16 protein-coding genes are annotated in these 22342 nt (G+C 51.5%); 4 read left to right on the top strand and 12 right to left on the bottom strand.

Annotated elements, in window-relative coordinates:
- Positions 1 to 20: 20 nt before the first annotated feature.
- The 8 genes from lpxK to serC all read right to left on the bottom strand — a co-directional run bounded on the left by lpxK (position 21) and on the right by serC (position 10736).
- A complete protein-coding gene (gene lpxK / locus WFO64_RS02585; protein WP_337008653.1) occupies positions 21 to 1007 on the bottom strand; it encodes a tetraacyldisaccharide 4'-kinase in 987 nt (328 codons plus the stop codon).
- Complete coding sequence (gene msbA, locus WFO64_RS02580) at positions 1004 to 2752, bottom strand: lipid A ABC transporter ATP-binding protein/permease MsbA (RefSeq protein ID WP_337008651.1); 1749 nt, start codon at positions 2750 to 2752, stop codon at positions 1004 to 1006. Before msbA ends, lpxK begins: the two co-directional genes overlap by 4 nt.
- 34 nt (positions 2753 to 2786) lie before the next feature.
- Entirely contained in the window at positions 2787 to 5042 is a 2256-nt protein-coding gene (locus tag WFO64_RS02575) for a DNA internalization-related competence protein ComEC/Rec2 (RefSeq protein ID WP_337008649.1), read from the bottom strand.
- 203 nt (positions 5043 to 5245) lie between these two features.
- A complete protein-coding gene (gene ihfB, locus WFO64_RS02570) occupies positions 5246 to 5530 on the bottom strand; it encodes an integration host factor subunit beta (protein ID WP_003849360.1) in 285 nt (94 codons plus the stop codon).
- Positions 5531 to 5612: 82 nt separating this feature from the next.
- Complete coding sequence (gene rpsA / locus WFO64_RS02565; RefSeq protein ID WP_003849352.1) at positions 5613 to 7286, bottom strand: 30S ribosomal protein S1; 1674 nt, start codon at positions 7284 to 7286, stop codon at positions 5613 to 5615.
- A gap of 108 nt (positions 7287 to 7394) precedes the next feature.
- Positions 7395 to 8081 carry a (d)CMP kinase gene (gene cmk, locus WFO64_RS02560; RefSeq protein ID WP_337008647.1) on the bottom strand — a complete coding sequence of 229 codons (687 nt, stop codon included), beginning with the start codon at positions 8079 to 8081 and terminating at the stop codon, positions 7395 to 7397.
- Positions 8082 to 8281: 200 nt separating this feature from the next.
- Positions 8282 to 9568, bottom strand: a complete 1287-nt coding sequence (aroA, locus tag WFO64_RS02555) for a 3-phosphoshikimate 1-carboxyvinyltransferase (protein WP_337008645.1) — start codon at positions 9566 to 9568, stop codon at positions 8282 to 8284.
- Positions 9569 to 9650: 82 nt separating this feature from the next.
- Entirely contained in the window at positions 9651 to 10736 is a 1086-nt protein-coding gene (gene serC, locus WFO64_RS02550) for a 3-phosphoserine/phosphohydroxythreonine transaminase (protein WP_337008643.1), read from the bottom strand.
- A 313-nt stretch (positions 10737 to 11049) separates the two neighbouring features.
- On the opposite strand from serC, the gene ycaO reads away from it, so the two are divergent.
- The 4 genes from ycaO to pflA all read left to right on the top strand — a co-directional run bounded on the left by ycaO (position 11050) and on the right by pflA (position 17315).
- Entirely contained in the window at positions 11050 to 12813 is a 1764-nt protein-coding gene (gene ycaO / locus WFO64_RS02545; RefSeq protein WP_337008641.1) for a 30S ribosomal protein S12 methylthiotransferase accessory factor YcaO, read from the top strand.
- A 373-nt stretch (positions 12814 to 13186) separates the two neighbouring features.
- Positions 13187 to 14047: a formate transporter FocA gene (gene focA / locus WFO64_RS02540; RefSeq protein WP_337008639.1), complete on the top strand. Its 861-nt coding sequence runs from the start codon at positions 13187 to 13189 to the stop codon at positions 14045 to 14047.
- A gap of 71 nt (positions 14048 to 14118) precedes the next feature.
- Complete coding sequence (gene pflB / locus WFO64_RS02535; protein ID WP_337008637.1) at positions 14119 to 16401, top strand: formate C-acetyltransferase; 2283 nt, start codon at positions 14119 to 14121, stop codon at positions 16399 to 16401.
- Between the two features lie 173 nt (positions 16402 to 16574).
- On the top strand, positions 16575 to 17315 hold the full coding sequence (gene pflA, locus WFO64_RS02530) for a pyruvate formate lyase 1-activating protein (RefSeq protein WP_337008635.1): 741 nt from the start codon (positions 16575 to 16577) through the stop codon (positions 17313 to 17315).
- A 52-nt stretch (positions 17316 to 17367) separates the two neighbouring features.
- Here the strand turns inward: pflA and WFO64_RS02525 are convergent, their stop codons facing one another.
- The 4 genes from WFO64_RS02525 to lolA all read right to left on the bottom strand — a co-directional run bounded on the left by WFO64_RS02525 (position 17368) and on the right by lolA (position 22185).
- On the bottom strand, positions 17368 to 18519 hold the full coding sequence (locus WFO64_RS02525; RefSeq protein WP_337008633.1) for an MFS transporter: 1152 nt from the start codon (positions 18517 to 18519) through the stop codon (positions 17368 to 17370).
- A gap of 318 nt (positions 18520 to 18837) precedes the next feature.
- Positions 18838 to 20130 carry a serine--tRNA ligase gene (serS, locus tag WFO64_RS02520; RefSeq protein ID WP_337008631.1) on the bottom strand — a complete coding sequence of 431 codons (1293 nt, stop codon included), beginning with the start codon at positions 20128 to 20130 and terminating at the stop codon, positions 18838 to 18840.
- A gap of 92 nt (positions 20131 to 20222) precedes the next feature.
- Positions 20223 to 21566, bottom strand: coding sequence for a replication-associated recombination protein A (locus tag WFO64_RS02515; RefSeq protein WP_337008629.1), 1344 nt, complete (start codon positions 21564 to 21566; stop codon positions 20223 to 20225).
- Positions 21567 to 21573: 7 nt separating this feature from the next.
- The gene (gene lolA, locus WFO64_RS02510; protein ID WP_337008627.1) at positions 21574 to 22185 is read right to left on the bottom strand and encodes an outer membrane lipoprotein chaperone LolA; all 612 of its coding nucleotides are present in this window, start codon (positions 22183 to 22185) and stop codon (positions 21574 to 21576) included.
- Positions 22186 to 22342 lie beyond the last annotated feature (157 nt).

The following is a 22342-nucleotide window of genomic DNA, read 5'->3' as shown; positions in this document are numbered from 1 at the left end:
CCTGAGAATGTGTGCAAGTATCAGGAAATGCGGCGGCAGAGTTGTTCAATATCGTCCAGTAACGGCGTCACTGCCTTACCGGTTAAATGGGCATCGACCGGCAGATACCACCAGTTGGGCTGTGCAAAGAGACGGCATTTCACCGCGTCCTTTTCTGTCATCAGCAGTTGCTGACCTGACTGGAGTAATCGGGTCAGCTCATCCTTGCTGTAGGCGTGATGATCGGCAAAGGCGATCTCCGCAACCGGCGTTATCCCATGCTGTTTCAGCGTGGTGAAAAAGCGAGGAGGATGACCAATACCGGCCATGGCAACCACCGCACCCAGTTGCTCGGACGGGCAGGTTTCTCCGGTCAGCAGGTTGATAGCCAATCCGGGCTGAAGTTGCATGGCAATCTCTTCGGGCCGCGCTTCCCCCCCGTTAATGATCACGGCATCGACCTGCCGCAGACGATCGGCACGTTCGCGCATCGGACCGGCAGGCAGCCACCAGCCATTACCAAAACGACGCACACCGTCAACCACTACGATTTCACGATCGCGCTGCAGGGCATAATGCTGCAGGCCATCATCCGTGATAATCACATCCAGCGAGCCCTGTTTAAGCAACGCCTCAATTGCCCGTTGCCGTTTTGGCGCGACCGCGACCAGTGCACCGGTGCGCTGAGCAATCAGGACTGGCTCGTCACCAGCCTGTTCAGTACTGGTCTGCGCCGTGACCAGCAAAGGATAGTGGTCCGCCTTACCGCCATAACCTCTGGAAACGACACCAGCGCGCAGACCGCGCTGCTGCAATGTCTCAACCAGCCAGATCACCACCGGCGTCTTTCCATTCCCCCCAGCCGTTAAGTTACCCACCACCACTACCGGTAAGGGCGCACGCCAGCTTTTACGCCAGCCGCGCCGATAACTTAAGCGTATCAGGCTCGCGATCGCACCATACAGTAAGCTCAATGGCCATAGCAGTAGCCACAGCGGTGAGTGGCCACTCCAGATACGTTCAATCATTGACCGAATTGCATCTTGTGCAGCTGGGCATAGGCGCCGCGTTCTGCTAACAGCACCCGATGTGTTCCGCGTTCAACAATCTGACCATCTTCAATCACCACGATTTCGTCCGCTTTTTCGATAGTAGAGAGTCGATGAGCAATCACCAGCGACGTACGGTTCTTCTGCAACTCATCCAGGGCTGACTGAATAGCGCGTTCTGACTCGGTATCCAATGCGGAAGTCGCTTCATCCAGGATCAGGATCGGGCAGTCACGCAGCAATGCACGGGCAATGGCAATACGCTGCCGCTGACCTCCAGATAACAGAACGCCATTCTCACCAATTACCGTATCCAGACCTTTATCCATTTTATTGATAAAGTCCATGGCATGCGCCATGGTCGCCGCCTGCTCGATCTCTTCACGGCTATATTGCTCACTGCGGGCATAAGCGATGTTATTTGCAATGGTGTCGTTGAAGAGATGCACATTTTGCGACACCAGCGCCACCTGATTACGCAGCGAACGCAGGCTGTACTCACGCAAATCATAACCGTCCAGCAGGATTTCGCCCTGTTGGATGTCATAAAAACGGGTCAGCAGGCTCGCCATTGTAGACTTACCGGAACCGGAACGACCCACCAGCGCCACCGTTTTTCCTGCTGGTAGCGACAGATTGATATGACGCAGTGCCGGTATTTCACGACCAGGGTAGGTAAAGGTCACATCACGGAATTCGATGTCCCCTTTAGCACGGGTGATTTCGCGCGTGCCGTTGTCCACTTCCTGCTCACTATCCAGAATCGAGAACAGGGTCTGGCAGGCCGCCATACCACGCTGGAACTGAGCATTGACGTTGGTCAGAGACTTAAGCGGTCGCATCAGGGCAATCATAGAGGAGAAAACCACGGTAATGGTACCGGCGGTCAGAGTATCCATGACGCTGGGGAAGCTGGCGGCATAAAGTACAAAAGCCAGTGCCAGCGACGCGATCAGTTGAATAATCGGATCGGAGATTGAGGACGCTGAGACCAGCTTCATTCCCTGCTGACGCATACGGTTACTGACGCGAGAGAAACGCTCCGATTCAATTTCCTGACCGCCAAAAATCAGCACTTCTTTGTGACCTTTCAGCATCTGTTCGGCGCTGGTTGTCACCTGCCCCATGGTGTTCTGCATACTTTTGCTGATGGTGCGAAAACGCTTAGAGACGGTGCGGATCGCAAATGAGACGATAGGTGCCAGCACAATCAGGATCAACGACAGTTGCCAACTGTAATAAAACATCATGATAAACAGGCCAATAATCGAGGCACCTTCACGCACCACCGTAACCAGCGCGCCCGAAGAAGAAGAGGCAACCTGTTCAGAATCGTATGTAATGCGCGACAACAGAGTGCCGGTCGACTGCTGATCAAAAAACGAAACCGGCATGCCCATCATATGGCTGAACAGCCGACGGCGGATATTCATCACGACATTGCCAGAAACCCAGGAGATGCAGTAGCTAGAGATATAACTGGTTATTCCGCGTACCAGCATCAGGCCAATAACCACTAAGGGCATCCACAGCATCACCGATCTGTCAGCTTTACCAAAGCCATCATCCAGTAACGGTTTCAACAGGGAGAGCATTAAGGCGTCGCCCGCAGCATTAATAATCAGAGCGACAGAGGCCACAATTAATCCCGCTTTATTAGGCGCGATCATCGGCCAGAGTCGGCGAAACGTCTGCCACGTAGAGAGATCTTTATCTTGATGCATTATTTATTCACGCTGTTGGAAATAGCCGGCCATTCTACCTGGATTCGCGTTTGACGCCAAACCACTGATGATACCAACGCGGCATTAATTGTTCCCGCAGACTGGAAACCTGCACTCTACCCTGCTCTATCCTGATACTAATTTGTCCTGACTGGCCTGTGTCCAGCCAGTGAAATCCAGTGGTTCGATAGTTTTCCAATACATTTTTTGCAGGCATACGCCATGCATTGTAGCGTGCCAGAGAGGCGATGGCGGTATGGCCTGCTGTTTTACGCAGCAGCAATGAGGTGGAAGAGGTACGGCTGCCGTGGTGCGGAACCTGAAGAATATCGACTTTCAGCCCCTGTTTTTCCAGTGCTACCAGCTGACGCTCCGCTTTAGCTTCAATATCGCCGGTTAACATCAGCCGGACCTGACCATCATCGACGATGACCACGCAGGAGTCATTATTGCCACCCGGCAAGGGGGCTGTCAGCGGCCAGACAACCCGAAAGCGTAGCTGTCGCCAGCGCCACTGGGTGCCACGCACGCAAGGCAAGTGCGTCTTGTCTGCCAGCGCGCTTCTGATTTCAACCGCTGGCCAGCGTTGAGTGATCGCCTCCAGTCCGCCAGTATGATCAAGATGGTTATGACTGAGGATGACCTGTTTTAACCGTAATTGCCTGCGCTCAAGCCACGGAATGATCACCCGACTCCCCGCATTATCGTGCTGCCAGCGCGGCCCTGTGTCATACATGACCGCCTCGTCGCCCTGGCTGATCACCAGGCTCAAACCGTGCCCGATATCCAGCATATCGATTCGCCAGCCCTGCTCCTGATTTGGCTGGCGACTCAGTATCATCGCCAGCGCTATCGCGCAACTGCTCAATGGCAGCGAGAAGAAGAGTTGCGCACGCCAGAGAATCAGACCGCCCCAAACCATGACCGTGAACCAGGTTGTGCCACTCAGCGGCCACCAGCCTGGCGGCAGCAACGTCAGGCAATGAAACAATGCACGTAAAGAGAGATCGGCCGCTCCCCAGAAGAAGCCGGATACCTGTGCCACTGGCAGCAGCATGGCGAACGTCACAAGGGGCATGGTAATAAATGAGACAACCGGGATCGCGACAACATTTGCTACTAACGCGGTCAGGCTGATCCCGTTGAAAATCGCCACCTGTAACGGCACCATTAAAATCATCATACCCACCTGTAAATGCAGGAGTTGTAACGGCAGCCAGCGTCGTTGATGACGGAACGCCGCTGGCAGCGGGAACCAGTGGTACCAGACCAGCAGCATGCCGACAGCCAGTACCGAGAGCCAGAAGCTGTCAGACAGGACAGTTAACGGATCCGTCACCAGCAGCAACGCCATACAGAACGTCCAGACCTGCCAGCTATTCAGCTGAACCCCCGCAACCCGTGTTATCGTCCACAGCGTCAGGGCAAGTAGCGAACGCGCTGCGGGAGGCTGCGCTCCTGAAAGCCAGGTATAGATAGCAGCAAATAGCCAACTCACGATGAGGGGGAAAAGATAGCTGATATAACGGGCTGGCAATAAAAACTGCACCCCACGCGCAATCATCCAGCCAGTGCTGGCAGCTAAGGCGATATGCATGCCCGATATCGCCATCAGATGTGCGGTACCGGTATCCCGCAGTAGCTGACGTGTCTGCTGGCTCATCTCATCACGAATGCCAAAAGCCAGCGCTTCCAGCGTTGCACGTGAAGGCATTGCACTGGTCCTGTCACGATGCCATACAATAAATCGCCAGCGCCCGTCACAGCGATCGCTAACGGCAACCTGTTTAAGGATCCGCCCCTGAAGTGGCGTATTATTGGCGAGCGCGAAACGCTGGGCATCGAAATCCCCCTCATTGAGCCGGGCGTGTATCGGTCGCAGACGCAATTGCATCGTCCAGCGTTGTCCTGGACAGTAAACTTCCGGTTCAGCGTCGAAATAGAGCCAGGCATAACGAGGCGGATAAATCATCCTGCCCTCCTCTTTCAGCAAACGCACCCGGATTTGTTTCCGCTCTTTCCGCAGTTCATTAATCTGAATGGTGAAGGTTGCAGGACGCCCAGAGAGCTGTTCAATATCCCGCACCATCAGACGGGCGTCGTTACAGGCCCATGCCAGAAACAGCAGAGTGATGCCAGTAAGACGAACGGGTTGGTAAGCGCAATGCAGCAGCGCCAGGCCCACAACAAGGAAGACCACTATCGTTTCGCCTGAAGGCAGCTGGGCAATCAGCAGTAGCGGTAACGTTGCAACGATCGCCAGTCGCGCCAAAACGGTCCATGTCAGCATAATCGTATCCATTGATTCAGTGCGATTATTCTGTGCAAATGAGATGAAAGTAACAGCAAATGTTTAGTCAGTAGGAAGCGGTCTCGCAAAGAGAGTACGGTGTTGCAGAGTTGATAAAAGAAGAGTGGATATCAGATCTGAACGTGAATATCAGGCAAAAAAAACGACATCCGGAGATGTCGTTTATCTGGTTCGATATCGGCTTAGCCGTAGATATTTGCGCGGTCGCGAAGCTCTTTGCCTGGCTTAAAGTGGGGAACGTATTTACCTTCCAAATCCACTTTGTCACCCGTTTTCGGGTTACGACCAGTACGAGGAGCGCGATAGTGCAAAGAAAAGCTGCCGAATCCCCGGATTTCGATGCGTTCGCCCTGTGCCAGTGTAGTGGCCATGTGCTCAAGCATCTCTTTTACTGCATCCTCAACGACTTTCGCCGGTATATGAGTATGCTGTCCCGCCAGTCTTTCGATCAGTTCTGACTTGGTCATGTAACCTCCGGTTTATCCCTAGGGGAATGTATGACAGCTTTTACCGAAACCGGGTAGTTACCCACCCGGCGCTTCAGGTCGATTACTCGCCTTTAGCCGCTTTGAACGCTTCAGCCATAGCGCTAGAGAAATTGCCTTCTTCCTGTTTGGTGTTAACAGTATTGATAGCTTCTTTCTCATCAGCCTGGTCTTTCGCACGGACAGACAGGCTTACGACACGGTTTTTACGATCAACGCCGGTGAACTTAGCTTCAACGTCGTCGCCAACGTTCAGAACCAGAGTTGCATCTTCAATGCGGTCCAGTGAAGCTTCAGAAGCGCGCAGATAACCCTCAACGCCGTCTGCTAATTCAACTGTAGCACCTTTAGCATCAACTGCAGTCACTTTACCGGTGACGATGGCACCTTTCTTGTTCAAAGTGATGTAGTTGTTGAACGGATCTTCTGCCAGCTGTTTAACGCCCAGAGAGATACGTTCGCGCTCTGCATCAACCTGCAGTACAACGGCAGCGATTTCGTCGCCTTTTTTGTACTCACGAACGGCTTCTTCGCCAGTCGCGTTCCAGGAGATGTCAGACAAGTGAACCAGACCGTCGATGCCGCCATCCAGGCCGATGAAGATACCAAAGTCAGTGATTGACTTGATTTTACCTTCAACACGATCGCCTTTATTGTGCGTCTCAGCAAACAGCTGCCATGGGTTAGATTTACACTGCTTCAGACCCAGAGAGATACGACGACGCTCTTCGTCAATGTCCAGAACCATAACTTCAACCACATCGCCTACGTTAACAACTTTAGACGGATGGATGTTTTTGTTGGTCCAGTCCATTTCAGACACGTGCACCAGACCTTCGACGCCTTCTTCGATTTCCACGAAGCAGCCGTAATCAGTCAGGTTGGTAACACGACCAGTCAGGCGAGTACCTTCCGGATAGCGTTTAGCGATAGCAACCCATGGATCTTCGCCCAGCTGCTTCAGACCCAGAGAAACACGGGTACGCTCACGGTCAAACTTCAGCACCTTAACGGTGATTTCGTCGCCCACGTTGACGATTTCGCTTGGATGCTTAACGCGTTTCCATGCCATGTCAGTGATGTGCAACAGGCCATCAACGCCGCCCAGATCAACGAATGCACCGTAGTCAGTGAGGTTCTTAACGATACCTTTAACTTCCATGCCTTCCTGCAGGTTTTCCAGCAGTTGATCGCGCTCTGCGCTGTTTTCGGATTCGATAACCGCACGACGTGAAACCACGACGTTGTTGCGTTTCTGATCCAGCTTGATAACTTTGAACTCAAGCTCTTTGCCTTCCAGATGCAGCGTATCGCGCACCGGACGCACATCTACCAGTGAACCTGGCAGGAACGCGCGGATACCGTTGAGCTCAACTGTGAAGCCGCCTTTAACTTTGCCGTTGATAACACCGGTAACAGTTTCAGCGTCTTCGTAAGCTTTCTCCAGCGTGATCCATGCTTCATGGCGCTTAGCTTTCTCACGGGACAGCAGGGTTTCACCGAAGCCGTCTTCCACTGCATCCAGAGCAACATCAACTTCGTCGCCAACCTGGATTTCCAGTTCGCCGGCTGCGTTCTTGAACTGCTCTGCAGGGATTGCAGATTCAGATTTCAGACCCGCATCAACCAGAACGACATCTTTGTCGATAGAAACGACGATGCCACGAACGATAGAACCCGGGCGGGTTTCGATTGTTTTTAAGGATTCTTCAAATAGTTGAGCAAAAGATTCAGTCATATTGATAATCTTCAGGATTCTTCAATTTAACGTCCATCTGACTTCATGTCGGATGGGGTTGTTTCACATGCCCGGCACCTGATCCGTGGTACAGGGTGATAAATTCAGTTAAGCCGGAATGCCCAGCTTCTGGCGGGCAAAGTGTAACGCTTTTTCAATGACTTGATCGATAGACATCTCGGTAGAGTCCAGAACCAATGCATCGCCAGCAGCTACTAAAGGCGCGATTGCGCGATTACGATCGCGGTCGTCGCGTTCTTTTATCTCGGCTAAAAGGCGGTCAAAGTTAACATTAAAGCCATTATCCTGCAACTGTAGCATACGACGCTGAGCACGCTCTTCCGGGCTGGCATCAAGGAAAATTTTCACAGGCGCATCAGGGAATACTACGGTGCCCATATCACGGCCATCAGCAATCAGACCCGGCAACTCGCGGAAACCGCGCTGACGGCGCAATAGCGCTTCACGCACCCGAGGAAACGCGGCGACACGTGATGCCGTATTGCTGACCTCCTGAGTACGGATTTCACCAGTGACATCTTCGCCTTCAAGTATGACCTGCATTTCACCGTTTTGTGACACAAACCGCACATCGAGGTGTGCAGCAATCGGCACCAGAGCCTCTTCAGATTCGATATCCACCTGATGATGCAACGCGGCTAACGCCAGCACGCGATAGATAGCACCGGAGTCCAGCAGATGCCACTGCAGCGATTCAGCCATCGCTTTGCACAGGGTTCCCTTTCCCGCTCCACTTGGCCCATCAATAGTTATGACCGGGGCAGTTACTGTCATTATTCCCTCCTGTTGCTGCGTGCTTCCTGACCTTTCGGTCACCATTAATGAGTAGCATTATACGCTGCATAGCGCGGCTTGGTTACCCTTTCGCACTAACCGGGTTCGTAATGTTAGTTAATTCAGAGGATCTCTGGACAGTTACAGTCAGATTAAATCAGGGGGAGATCCGGTGCGGAATCGCACCGGAGAGGGAAATATCAGGCACACTGGCTTATTTTAGCCAACTGAACGAAATAATCCGGGAAGGTTTTTGCCGTACAGCCAGGATCGAGAATGGTCACCGGTGTATCGGAAAGGGCTACCAGCGAAAAACACATCGCCATGCGGTGGTCGTTGTAGGTGCCAATATCAGCATGAATCAGCGTCGCTGGCGGTGTAATACGGATATAGTCATGGCCCTCTTCGACTTCTGCTCCCACTTTACGTAACTCGGTGGCCATTGCGCTCAGTCGATCGGTCTCTTTTACCCGCCAGTTATAAATATTGCGTAACTGGGTGGTGCCTTCGGCAAACAGCGCTGTGGTCGCAATAGTCATTGCGGCATCCGGGATGTGGTTCATGTCCATATCAATGGACTGAAGTTTTCCGGCCGTGCAGGCAATGTAATCATCGCCCCACTCAATCACTGCACCCATTTTTTCCAGCACATCTGCAAAACGGATGTCACCCTGCACACTCTGGCGTCCAATGCCGGTGACCCGAACCGTTCCGCCTTTTATAGCGGCAGCGGCCAGGAAATAGGAAGCGGAGGAGGCATCTCCTTCAACCAGGTAGTCGCCCGGCGACTGATACTGTTGCTGCCCCTTAATGAGAAAACGCTGATAGTTCTGATTCTGCACGTCGACGCCAAAGCACTGCATCAGATTGAGGGTGATATCGATGTACGGTTTCGAGACCAAATCACCTTTGATGGTAATGCAGGTATCCTGCTGCGCCAGCGGCGCGGTCATCAGCAGTGCCGTCAGGAACTGGCTGGAGACGCTGCCATCCACACTGACTTCACCCCCGGTAAAGCCCCCGCGTAAACGCAGTGGTGGATAGTTTTCGTTTTCCAGGTACTCAATGGTTGCTCCACCCTGACGAAGCGCATCAACCAGATGCCCGATTGGACGTTCCTTCATGCGAGGTTCGCCGGTCAGTTCGATATCGTGCTCGCCCAGACAAAGCGCTGCGGCCAGCGGACGCATTGCGGTTCCGGCATTGCCCAGAAACAGTGACAGCGGTTGAGATGAGTGCAGTGGCCCGGCATTTCCTGTCACTTCACACATGGTACGATCGCCGGAAAGCGTATAGCTTACGCCCAGTGCGGTCAGCGCATTGAGCATGTGCTTTACATCATCGCTGTCGAGCAGGTTAGTCAGACGGGTAGTGCCTTCAGCCAGCGCAGACAGCAGCAATGCGCGATTTGAAACGCTCTTTGAACCAGGCAGATTTACGGTGCCATTGACGCGTGCAATCGGTTGGAGAGTCAGGGAGTCCTGCATGTGAAACGAAATCCTCAAAAAATACAGAGACCTCGCCATGTGACGAGGTCTGGCATCAGCATCAATGCTGATATCTTAGTAATCAGCCGTGACGGCGTTCAAAATCGATCATGAAATCGGTCAGGGCCTTCACACCTTCCAGCGGCATCGCATTATAAATAGAGGCGCGCATACCGCCTACTACACGATGTCCTTTAAGCGCATGCAATCCCGCTTTGAATGACTCTTCCAGGAACAGCACATCAAGTGATGCGTCTGCCAGTTGGAAAGGAATATTCATGCGTGAGCGGTTTTCTGTCGCCACATCGTTACGATAGAAGCCACTGTGATCGATTACGCCATAAAGCAGGTCAGATTTTGCCTGATTGATACGATCAATTTCAGCGACACCGCCCTTCTCTTTCAGCCATTTAAACACAAGCCCTGAGAGATACCATGCAAAAGTCGGTGGGGTGTTAAACATCGAATCGTTATCGGCCAGCACTTTGTAATCGAGGATGGAAGGCACGGAAGCATGCGCTTGCCCCAGCAGATCGTCGCGGACAACAACCAGTGTTAACCCGGCTGGTCCCACATTTTTCTGTGCACCCGCGTAGATTACGCCATAGCGACTGACATCAATCGGACGTGACAAAATGGTGGATGAGAAATCAGCAACAACGGTTTTACTGCCAAAGTCAGGCTCTTCGTCGATAGCGATGCCATCAATGGTTTCATTCGGGCAAAAATGCAGGTAAGCGGACGCCTCATTCACATCCCATTCGCTCATCGGCAGGATAGCACGTTTACCATCACGGGTTGTTTTGACATCCAGCGTGCGTGGGGAACAATACTTTTCCGCTTCTTTTATTGCGCTATGCGCCCAGTAACCGCCATCGACATAGTCTGCGCTAGTCGCCTGACCCAGCAGATTGCCCGGTACAGCTGCAAACTGCGCACGCGCCCCGCCATGACAGAATAAAACTTTGTAATTAGCCGGTATTTTTAGCAGATCACGGAAGTCCTGCTCCGCTTCTTCAGCCACCTGAATAAACTCTTTACTGCGGTGACTGATCTCCATTACAGAGGTACCCAGACCGCGCCAGTTCGTCAGTTCCTGTTCTACACGACGAAGCACTTCAACCGGTAGCATCGCCGGGCCAGAGCTAAAATTATAAACTTGCGTCATTTCCCCTCACCACTGTCATATCGAACGGTTATGAATAACTATCCGGTTTTATCACTGCATTCTGATAGCTGCAATCATAAATCAGGGCGCGGTCACATTTTCTGAATCCGGCTCGCCGGAGGTTATGTTACCAATGCAAACCTGCGCGGAATTTTGTGAGGCTTCATCCACCACTATTAATCCGCGTTTGGCCTGAGAGCCGATGTGATGAAAACTAAGCCGGTAAAAATTTCCCGCCCTGATAGCGGTCTGTTGGCAAAATCCGTATCATTGCGCGCTTTACGCACCCTATGACAACTGAGAGAGCGGCACTATGACGCAAACATTTATCCCGGGCAAAGATGCCGCACTGGAAGACTCCATTGCGCGTTTCCAGAACAAGCTGCAGGATCTTGGCTTTAACATTGAAGAAGCTTCATGGCTGAATCCTGTTCCCCATGTCTGGTCAGTGCATATCCGTGACCGCGATTGCCCGCTCTGTTTCACTAATGGCAAGGGCGCCAGTAAAAAAGCGGCGCTGGCCTCCGCACTGGGCGAATATTTTGAGCGTCTCTCAACTAACTACTTTTTTGCAGACTTCTGGCTGGGGAAAAGGATCGCTAACGGTGATTTTGTTCACTATCCCAATGAAAAATGGTTTGCATTACCTGATGATGAGTCATTACCGGAAGGCATTCTGGATCCACAACTGCGCGCGTTTTACGATCCCGACAATGCACTGACGGCTTCCGGCCTGATAGATCTGCAGTCTGGCAATGCTGAGCGCGGGATCTGCGCCCTGCCCTTCACCCGCCAGTCCGATCAGCAAACTGTCTATATCCCGATGAATATCATCGGCAACCTCTATGTCTCAAATGGCATGTCAGCGGGGAACACCGCGAATGAAGCGCGCGTTCAGGGGCTGTCCGAAGTGTTTGAGCGCTACATTAAAAACCGCATTATTGCTGAAGCGATCAGCCTGCCTGCGATTCCTGATGAGGTGATGCAGCGTTATCCTGAAGTGATTGAAGCGATTGCACGCCTCGAAGCGGAAGGCTTCCCGATTTTCGCTTATGACGCCTCGCTGGGCGGTAAATATCCGGTTATCTGTGTGGTGCTGTTTAACCCGACCAACGGAACCTGCTTTGCCTCATTTGGTGCTCATCCTGATTTCGGTGTGGCACTGGAGCGTACCGTCACCGAGTTGCTACAAGGCCGAAGCCTTAAAGATCTGGATGTGTTTACGCCGCCGACTTTTGATGACGAAGAAGTGGCTGAACATGCCAACCTTGAAACACACTTCATTGACTCAAGCGGCCTGATTTCCTGGGATCTGTTCAAAGAAACTGCGGATTATCCCTTTGTAGACTGGTCATTCGCGGGCAGTACTGAGCAGGAGTTTGCCACACTGATGGCGATCTTCGCCTCAGAGGATCAGGAAGTCTATATTGCTGACTACGAGCATCTGGGTGTCTACGCCTGCCGCATCATCGTACCAGGCATGTCTGATATCTACCCGGCGGAAGATCTCTTCCTGGCGAATAACAGTATGGGCGCTGGCATTCGTGACACCCTGCTGGCCCTGCCTGACAGCAACTGGAATCCAGAAGAGTATCTTGATCTGATTGGACAGCTCGATGATGAAGGTTTTGATGACTTCACCCGTATTCGTGAGCTACTGGGTGTGGCGACTGGTAAAGATAATGGCTGGTATACGCTGCGTGTAGGTGAATTAAAAGCGATGCTGGCATTGGCAGGTGGAGATCTGGATCAGGCATTGATCTGGACAGAATGGACAATGGAATTTAACAGTTCAATCTTTACGCCAGAGCGGGCAAATTACTACCGTTGCCTGCAGACCCTGCTGCTATTAGCAATGGAAGATGAGCGCGATCCGCTGCAGTACCACCACGCTTTCCTGCGGATGTATGGTGACAGCGCAATGGAAGCGGCTTCAGCCGCCATTAGTGGTGAAAATCCTTTTAACGGACTTCAGGCTGTTGATGATGAGCTGCAGGCATTCCCGGCCCATCAGGCCCTGCTTGCTGCCTACGAAAAACTACAAGCAGCTAAACGTCACTACTGGGAAAACGCGTAAGCCATCACGCGTCAGACTGGAAGCAAACGTCTGAAGGTGGCACTGGACTTATCTGGTGCCATAATTTTCCACCTTATTTATGAAACATTAACTGCATTACAACTCCTTCGCATTACATCACATTATTTTAATTAACATATAAGAGATTAATTAATAACATTATCTAAATAAAAAAATAAGTGATCATTTTTATATTAAAATATTTTTTTATTTTTAAAATTTATTTAATTATTTAAATTCAGATAGTTATAGGATTAATCTCTCTTTTTTACGCGGTAAACTGGTTACCGCCTTGGCAAACATGATCCATATCAATTACTGACCTATACTCCTTTGTTAGTATTTTTTCAGACAACTTCAGGAGCAAGTTAGTGTGAAAACTGACAACCCTTTTAATCTTTTATTACCAGCCGCAATGGCGAAAGTGGCCGAAGACGCTGGTATCTACAAAGCAACCAAACATCCCTTTACCACCTTCTTTCTGGCAATAAATGCCGGCGTATTTATCTCAATCGCATTCGTTTTTTATATTACAGCGACCACCGGCAGCGGCGCGATGCCCTATGGCATAGCCAAACTGATTGGGGGTATCTGCTTCTCACTCGGCTTAATGCTGGTCGTGGTATGTGGTGCGGACCTTTTTACCTCTACCGTATTAATCGTTGTCGCTAAAGCCAGTGGCCGCATCAGCTGGGGACAGCTGGCACGCAACTGGATTAACGTCTATGCCGGTAACCTTGCGGGGGCACTCTTCTTTGTCGCCCTGATGTGGTTTGCCGGACAGCACATGGTCGCGAATGGAGCCTGGGGCTTAAATGTCCTGGAAACTGCCGATCACAAGATGCATCACACCTTCATTCAAGCGGTTTGTCTGGGTACATTGGCTAATCTGCTGGTCTGTCTCGCAGTCTGGATGAGTTACTCAGGCCGAACTCTGACTGACAAGCTGGTCGTGATGATTCTGCCTGTTGCGATGTTTGTCGCCAGCGGTTTCGAACACAGCATCGCCAATATGTTTCTTATTCCTTATGCCATTACTATCCGCGACTTTGCGACACCTGAGTTCTGGCAGGCTGCGGGCACTACGGCTGCACAGTTTCACTCGCTTACCGTCAGTAATTTTATTATCGATAACCTGATTCCCGTGACGATCGGTAACATCATCGGCGGCGGCGTACTGGTTGGCTTGACCTACTGGGTCATCTATCTCCGTAAAGGCGACCAGGTTCATTAAACGTATTTTTGACGGCACAGGACGTTGACTGTGCCCGACTATAAAGTCTCCTCATATAAGGCAGGTATATTATGACCGAACTTAATGCAAAACTGGCTTCAGCATGGGAAGGATTTGCTGAAGGCGAATGGCAGAACAGCGTCAATGTGCGCGACTTCATTCAGAAAAACTACACACCATATGAAGGTGACGAGTCATTCCTGGCGGGCGCCACTGAAGCGACAACTAAATTATGGGAAAGCGTGCTGGAAGGTATCAAAATTGAGAACCGCACCCACGCGCCAGTGGACTTCGATACCGATCTTGCCTCAACCATTACTTCGCACGACGCGGGCTACATCATTAAGCCACTGGAAAAAATTGTTGGTCTGCAGACTGAAGCGCCATTAAAACGCGCCATCATTCCTTATGGCGGCATAAAAATGGTCGAAGGGTCATGCAAAGTGTATGGCCGTGAACTCGATCCTTCACTGAAAAAAATCTTCACTGAGTACCGCAAAACGCATAACCAGGGCGTGTTTGATGTATATACCCCGGACATTTTGCGTTGCCGTAAATCAGGTATCCTGACCGGCCTTCCTGATGCTTATGGCCGTGGCCGTATCATTGGTGACTATCGTCGTGTGGCGTTGTACGGCATCGATTTCCTGATGGCGGATAAATTCTCTCAGTTCGCCTCACTGCAGGAAGATTTAGAGAATGGCGTGAACCTTGAAGCGACCATTCGTCTGCGCGAAGAGATTTCTGATCAGCATCGTGCTCTGGCCCAGATTAAAGAAATGGCTGCAAAATATGGCCACGACATTTCCGGCCCAGCGACCAACGCTATGGAAGCCGTGCAGTGGACTTACTATGGCTATCTGGCTGCAGTTAAATCACAAAACGGTGCTGCCATGTCATTTGGCCGCGTCTCGACCTTCCTGGATGTTTACATCGAGCGCGACCTTAAAGCCGGTAAACTGACTGAAGAGCAGGCACAGGAACTGATTGACCATCTGGTTATGAAACTGCGTATGGTTCGCTTCCTGCGTACACCTGAATATGATGAACTGTTCTCTGGTGACCCAATCTGGGCAACGGAATCACTTGCAGGTATGGGCGTTGATGGCCGTACACTGGTATCAAAAAGTACATTCCGCTTTCTGAATACCCTCTACACCATGGGTCCTTCACCTGAGCCGAACATGACCATTTTGTGGTCAGAAAAACTGCCGATTAATTTCAAAAAATATGCCGCTAAAGTCTCTATCGATACCTCATCTTTGCAGTATGAGAACGATGACCTGATGCGTCCTGATTTCGACAATGATGACTACGCGATCGCCTGCTGCGTTAGCCCGATGATTGTCGGCAAACAAATGCAGTTCTTTGGCGCACGTGCCAACCTGGCGAAAACGCTGCTCTACGCAATCAACGGCGGCGTGGATGAAAAGCTGAAAATGCAGGTTGGACCGAAAGGCGACAAAATCAGCGACGACGTGCTGGATTTCAACACTGTCATGGAACGTCTGGACCACTTCATGGACTGGCTGGCAAAACAGTATGTGACGTCGCTGAACATCATTCACTACATGCATGATAAGTATAGCTACGAAGCGGCACTGATGGCCTTACATGATCGGGATGTCTACCGCACCATGGCCTGTGGTATCGCGGGTCTTTCCGTTGCTGCGGATTCACTTTCTGCCATTAAATACGCCAAAGTGAAACCGATCCGTGACGAAGATGGTCTGGCGATCGACTTCGATATCGAAGGCGAATATCCGCAGTTCGGTAACAACGACTCCCGGGTCGATGACCTGGCCTGCGATCTGGTTGAACGCTTCATGAAGAAAATTCAACAGCTGAACACCTATCGTAATGCCGTGCCGACTCAGTCTGTTCTGACCATCACCTCGAACGTGGTATATGGTAAGAAAACCGGTAACACGCCGGATGGACGTCGCGCTGGTGCACCGTTTGGACCAGGTGCTAACCCGATGCATGGTCGTGACCAGAAAGGCGCAGTTGCCTCACTGACTTCCGTCGCGAAACTGCCGTTTGCCTATGCAAAAGATGGTATCTCCTATACCTTCTCAATCGTGCCAAACGCGCTGGGTAAGGATGATAATGTGCGGAAAGCTAATCTCGCCGGTCTGATGGATGGTTATTTCCATCACGAAGCCAGCATCGAAGGCGGTCAACACCTTAACGTCAACGTAATGAACCGTGAAATGCTACTGGACGCGATGGAGCATCCAGAGAAGTATCCGCAGCTGACTATCCGCGTTTCCGGTTACGCTGTACGCTTCAATTCATTGACTAAAGAGCAACAGCAGGACGTGATTACCCGAACTTTTACTAAATCACTGTAATCACTGTAATCACTGATAATTTCGATAACAAAGGCTCCTCCGGGAGCCTTTTAATTCAAAGTCTGTTCTGGTGGTCATCTTCATTCAGGTTCCCACCAGAATCGATTTCCTGCCCTGAGCGCAACAGAGATTGCGCCGTCTGTCCCGGCAGACTTATTGGAGAAAACATCGCAATGTCAGTTAACGGTCGTATCCACTCATTTGAATCCTGCGGCACCGTCGATGGTCCCGGTATCCGTTTTATCACCTTCTTCCAGGGCTGCCTGATGCGCTGCCTCTACTGTCACAACCGCGACACCTGGGACACCCACGGTGGCAAAGAGATTAGCGTCGAAGCGCTGATGGCGGATGTGCTTTCCTATCGCCATTTTATGAACGCCTCTGGTGGCGGTGTCACTGCTTCAGGTGGTGAAGCCATTCTTCAGGCTGAATTTGTACGCGACTGGTTCCGCGCCTGTAAAGCTGAAGGCATTCATACCTGTCTCGACACCAACGGCTTTGTACGCCGCTATGATCCGGTGATCGATGAACTGCTCGACGTTACTGACCTTGTAATGCTCGACCTGAAACAGATGAATGACGACGTGCATCAGATTCTGGTGGGTGTATCTAATCACCGAACACTGGACTTTGCCCGTTATCTGCAGAAAAAAGGGAAACGAACCTGGATTCGTTTTGTCGTCGTTCCCGGCTACTCCGATGATGATGACACTGCGCATCGGCTGGGTGAATTCACTCGTGACATGGAGAACGTTGAGAAGATCGAATTGCTGCCCTATCACGAACTGGGTAAGCATAAATGGATTGCAATGGGTGAAGAGTACAAACTGGATGGTGTAAAACCGCCGAGCAAAGAGACTATGGAGCGTGTGAAAAACATTCTCGTCAATTACGGCCACGAAGTAATGTATTGAAGAATCTGCCACAAAAAAGGGAGCTTAACGCTCCCTTTTTGCTGTTCAGCGATCAGGCATGCGCCACTGGCGTAGCCTGGTGATTCGCTTTACGCAGCAGCATCACCAGGTAAATCAGTGCTACTGCAGCGATCATAACAAACAGTAGCCGGTCAGAATAATTTTGCATCAGAACAGAGGTCATTGCCGGTCCAACCAGACTGCCAACGGTATAACTCATCAGCAGCGCCTGATTCATCGCAACCAGCTCATGATGTGCGACCGTCTCACAAGCCCAGGACATCGCCACCGGATAAAGGGTGAAGCCCGCCAGTCCCAGAACAAACAGCGCCGGTGCCATGGCGGCGTTGGTTAACATTGCCATCGCACCCAGTATGACCACAAAGATCTGTACCCGCAGCACCAGCATGCGACCAAAACGATCGGCCAGACGGCCAATTGGCCACTGGCCAACAATGCCTGCGCTGACCAGCAACGCCATCCAGTAACCGACATTGGCATCACTCATCCCCTGATGTGACAGGTAGAGCGGCATCAGACCATAAAGCGAGCCTAAAACGATACCGGAGATAATGCAGCCATTAATACCAAGGCGTGAGCTACGGCGACGCAGCATCGGCCAGATGCGGGCAGAAGCGGCTTCAGTCGCCTCGCCGCTGACAGTGACGCGGGTAAAGACCAGCGGCAGCACCGCGCACAAGACCAGAGACGTCACCCACGGAATGACACTGAGTAATTCCGTTGACAGTTTGCTGACCAGTATCTGACCGGCCACGGTGCCGATGTAGTAGACGACCATATAAGCCGCCAGCAACTGCCCCCGATTACGTACTGTTCCGCTGCACAGAAGTGCGCTCTCAACCACCACCCACATCAGCGCACAGCCGACACCGGCGATGAAACGCATTAAGCTCCATGTCCAGAAGCCCGACATCATCGCCAGGCATACGGTCGCAACGGCAAACATCACGGTGGCCAGGTAGTAGCTTCGATTAAAGCCATACTGCCTGATTAACCAGCCAGCCAGCAGAGTGCCTGCGAGATTACCGGTGTAATAGGATGAGCTTACCATTCCCACCTGCCAGGTTGTCAGTAAGTCATGCGTCAGCCATAGCGGAACAAGTGTATTCAACACCGCGATAGCGACGGTCATTAGCATTAGGCCGCAAAGCAGCAATATCACGGGGCGTGACCAGGTTGACATAGGGGGGTAGAAACCAGTGCAGATGAAGGAAATTGCGCGCAGTTTGCCATTGGCTTTTTTAAAGTCAATGGGCGTAATTTGACGGCAGCACATTTTGCTTTTCAACAATTTAATTTACTAATCTTCAGTGGGTTACAATCACGTTAAACAGCAGAGCCTCAAATGCTATCTCTCTGAAAAATTAGGTTTTCAAGCATTTCAACCCATCTGACTTCGATAACGTTTATTTGTGATTAAATCGGAACTTAATGAATCACTTTTTCGTATAAAAGGCATAAAAAAACCCGGCCAGGGCCGGGTGCGCAGATTCAGGACCGCTTAGCCGATAATTTCGACGCCATTCATGTATGGGCGTAAAGCTTCAGGCACGGTAATACGGCCATCTTCCTGCTGATAGTTTTCCAGCACCGCAACCAGAGTACGGCCTACAGCCAGACCTGAGCCATTCAGGGTATGAACAAGACGCGGTTTCTTATCCTGTTTGTTGCGGCAACGCGCCTGCATACGACGCGCCTGAAAATCACCCATGTTGGAACAGGAAGAAATCTCACGATAAGTATTCTGCGCCGGAAGCCAGACTTCCAGATCATAAGTTTTGGTCGATCCAAAGCCCATATCGCCGGTGCAGAGCAAAACTTTACGATACGGCAGGTTCAGTAGCTGAAGCACTTTCTCAGCATGTCCTGTCAGCTCTTCCAGCGCATCCATTGACTGTTCCGGACTAACGATCTGCACCATTTCAACTTTGTCGAACTGGTGCATACGGATCAGGCCGCGCGTGTCTCGACCGTAAGAACCCGCTTCAGAGCGGAAGCACGGCGTATGCGCGGTCAGTTTAACCGGCAGGCTATCCTCTTCAAGGATTTCGTCACGTACCAGGTTGGTCAGCGGTACTTCAGCGGTAGGAATCAACGCATAGTTACTGCTGTCTGATTCCTCTTCGAGCGGACGGGTGTGGAACAGGTCTTCGCCAAACTTTGGCAGCTGTCCGGTACCATAAAGTGTTTCGTGGTTAACCAGATAAGGCACGTAGGTTTCAAGGTAGCCATGCTGCTCGGTGTGCAGGTCAATCATAAACTGACTCAGCGCACGATGCAGACGAGCAATCTGCCCCTGCATTACCACAAATCGTGAACCGGTTAGTTTCACGGCAGCCGCAAAATCCAGACCTTTAGCCGCTTCACCCAGCTCAACGTGATCTTTAACCTGGAAACTGAACTCGCGCGGTGTACCCCAGCGGCTGACTTCCTGGTTTTCGCTGTCATCTTTGCCCAGCGGCACTTCGTTTGCCGGAATGTTCGGTAGCGCTAGCGCAAAGTCACGGATTTGATTCTGCAGTTTATCCAGTTCTGCTTTTGCGGCATCCAGGCGTTCGCCCAGTGCGTTCACTTCCTGACGCAGCGGCTCGATGTCTTCCCCACGTGCTTTGGCCTGACCGATGGATTTGGATCGGGAGTTACGCTCTGCCTGCAGATTTTCTGTTTCCACCTGCAGCACTTTACGACGCTCTTCAAGCGTACGCAGCATTTCCACATCCAGTTTGTATCCCCGGCGTGCCAGTTTTTCTGCGACTGCGTCTGGCTCGTTACGCAGCAGATTGGGATCGAGCATGCTTATCCTGTGTATAAAAAGTTGGTTGAAAGAAGGGACGCATTCCAGCGGAATGCGTTGAAAACATTGCCCACATTACCGTAACGTCTGTTTCAGCGGTAGCGTTTTGTCGGGCTATTTTGATCCTGCTCAGCCAGCCAGCTTAGCTTTTCACCAATCTTACCCTCAAGCCCACGCTGGGTTGGGGTGTAATAGCGCGTGCTGGCCAGTTCCCGCGGAAAATAGACTTCCCCGGCGGCATAGGCGTTGGTTTCATCATGGGCATAGCGGTACTCTTTACCCAGTCCCATCTCTTTCATCAGCTTAGTCGGCGCATTGCGCAGATGTTCCGGCACATCGTAATCGGGATGATCGCGTGCATCACGCATAGCGGCTTTAAAAGCGTTATAGACCGCATTACTTTTCGGCGCACAAGCCAGATAAACTATCGCCTGAGCAATAGCGCGCTCCCCTTCTGCTGGACCGACGCGCGTGAAACAGTCCCAGGCTGCAATCGCTACCTGCATACCGCGCGGATCGGCATTGCCCACATCCTCGGAGGCGATAGCCAGCAACCGACGAGCCACATAGAGCGGATCGCCGCCCGCAGTGATAATGCGCGCATACCAGTAGAGCGCCGCATCTGGTGCGGAGCCACGTACCGATTTGTGCAGCGCGGAAATCAGATCGTAAAAACGATCGCCTTTATTATCAAAACGCGCGGATCGCTCACCAGAGACCTCGTTAAGCAACTGCGGCGTTAGTTCACGCTGACCCGATGCGGAGGTTTCGGCCATATCCGCCATCATCTCCAGGGTGTTCAGCGCCCGACGTGCATCGCCATTAACCAGTTCAGCGATCATCCTGCGTGTGTTCTCCGATAGCACTATGTCACTGTCGCCATAACCTCGCACTTTATCCTGCATGGCCTGATCCAGCACCTGTTCAATATCTTCGAGAGTAAGTGATTTCAGCAGGTAAACGCGGGCGCGTGACAGCAACGCGGAGTTAAGTTCAAAAGAGGGGTTTTCTGTCGTTGCACCAATAAAGGTAATGGTGCCATCTTCAATATGGGGAAGAAAAGCATCCTGCTGGCTCTTATTAAACCGATGGACCTCGTCCACAAACAGGATAGTGCGCCGTCCGGCATGTTTATTCTGTCGGGCACGCTCAATTGCTTCACGGATCTCCTTTACGCCTGAAGTGACTGCCGAAATACGCTCTACATCAGCGTTACCATAATGCGCAATGATCTCAGCCAGTGTGGTCTTGCCGGTCCCGGGTGGTCCCCACAGGATCATTGAATGCAGGTGCCCTGCTTCAATCGCGCGTGGCAAAGGTTTGCCCGCGCCCAGCAGATGTTGCTGACCAATGTACTGTTTCAATGTTTCTGGCCGCATACGCGCGGCCAGAGGTTTGAAATTTTCGGTAGAAAAATCCAGGGACAGGTTACTCACCATGACCTCACTGACGTTGGTCGTCCACCGTCACGCCTTTTGGCGGTGTGAACGTGAATTTATCCGGGCTGATAGCGCCATTCTGCTGGCTTTTCAGTTGGTAATCGCTGCGCTGGCCATCCTGTTCGATAGCACTGAAGCGGTTAATAGTGCCGCCGGACGTCACCTGGATGGTGAACTGTTTCAGGTTGCCGTCGCTGTTCTTCGGTGTCAGTTCAAAATTGTCACCTTGCTGTTTGATGTTGTACTGCTTCCAGTCGTTTGACTGATTGCGGGCAATCAGCATAAAGGGCGTGTTGCTGGTCGCATTCTGCAGCAGGCTTACCGTCGCCTGTTCAACAAATGGATTATAAAACCACAGCGATTTACCGTCAGAAATGATGATGCTTTCGTCCGGTGCAGTCATATGCCAGTTAAACAGGCTGGGACGTTTTACCCACAATTCACCTTCGCCATCCTGTACGTTAGCACCGCTGCTATCGGTCACTTTTTGGGTAAAGCTAGCGTGGAAGCTGCTGACCTTGTTCAGGCGCTGTTGCAGATCACTGGAAGCATCAGCCAGAACGCTGGCTGAAGAAAAGGCGGCCAACAGGCCCAGAGCGATTACGCGTAATTTCATCTGCTTCAATTCCTTATTTAAACGTTCCCATCAATAACTGCATTAAGCCTGGTCGCCGTTCCACCATCAGAACAGAGGAAAAAACCGAAAGCCGATTCAGATATGGGGTTTAACAGCATAAAAACAATGAGCCAGTCGGAACTGGCTCATTGAGTCG

It is taken from the genome of Pantoea sp. AS142, assembly GCF_037152305.1.
In the GTDB taxonomy this organism is placed as follows: Bacteria; Pseudomonadota; Gammaproteobacteria; order Enterobacterales; family Enterobacteriaceae; genus Pantoea.
Note: the sequence above shows the minus strand (reverse complement) of the source record. Positions and strands in the feature narration are given on the sequence as shown.

Coding starts and splice junctions, on each gene's coding strand:
- ycaO (WP_337008641.1), top strand. CDS start 11,050: ATGACGCAAACATTTATCCCGGGCAAAGATGCCGCACTGGAAGACTCC.
- aroA (WP_337008645.1), bottom strand. CDS start 9,568: ATGCAGGACTCCCTGACTCTCCAACCGATTGCACGCGTCAATGGCACC.
- pflB (WP_337008637.1), top strand. CDS start 14,119: ATGACCGAACTTAATGCAAAACTGGCTTCAGCATGGGAAGGATTTGCT.
- lpxK (WP_337008653.1), bottom strand. CDS start 1,007: ATGATTGAACGTATCTGGAGTGGCCACTCACCGCTGTGGCTACTGCTA.
- lolA (WP_337008627.1), bottom strand. CDS start 22,185: ATGAAATTACGCGTAATCGCTCTGGGCCTGTTGGCCGCCTTTTCTTCA.
- WFO64_RS02575 (WP_337008649.1), bottom strand. CDS start 5,042: ATGCTGACATGGACCGTTTTGGCGCGACTGGCGATCGTTGCAACGTTA.
- pflA (WP_337008635.1), top strand. CDS start 16,575: ATGTCAGTTAACGGTCGTATCCACTCATTTGAATCCTGCGGCACCGTC.
- cmk (WP_337008647.1), bottom strand. CDS start 8,081: ATGACAGTAACTGCCCCGGTCATAACTATTGATGGGCCAAGTGGAGCG.
- msbA (WP_337008651.1), bottom strand. CDS start 2,752: ATGCATCAAGATAAAGATCTCTCTACGTGGCAGACGTTTCGCCGACTC.
- rpsA (WP_003849352.1), bottom strand. CDS start 7,286: ATGACTGAATCTTTTGCTCAACTATTTGAAGAATCCTTAAAAACAATC.
- serS (WP_337008631.1), bottom strand. CDS start 20,130: ATGCTCGATCCCAATCTGCTGCGTAACGAGCCAGACGCAGTCGCAGAA.
- WFO64_RS02525 (WP_337008633.1), bottom strand. CDS start 18,519: ATGTCAACCTGGTCACGCCCCGTGATATTGCTGCTTTGCGGCCTAATG.
- ihfB (WP_003849360.1), bottom strand. CDS start 5,530: ATGACCAAGTCAGAACTGATCGAAAGACTGGCGGGACAGCATACTCAT.
- serC (WP_337008643.1), bottom strand. CDS start 10,736: ATGACGCAAGTTTATAATTTTAGCTCTGGCCCGGCGATGCTACCGGTT.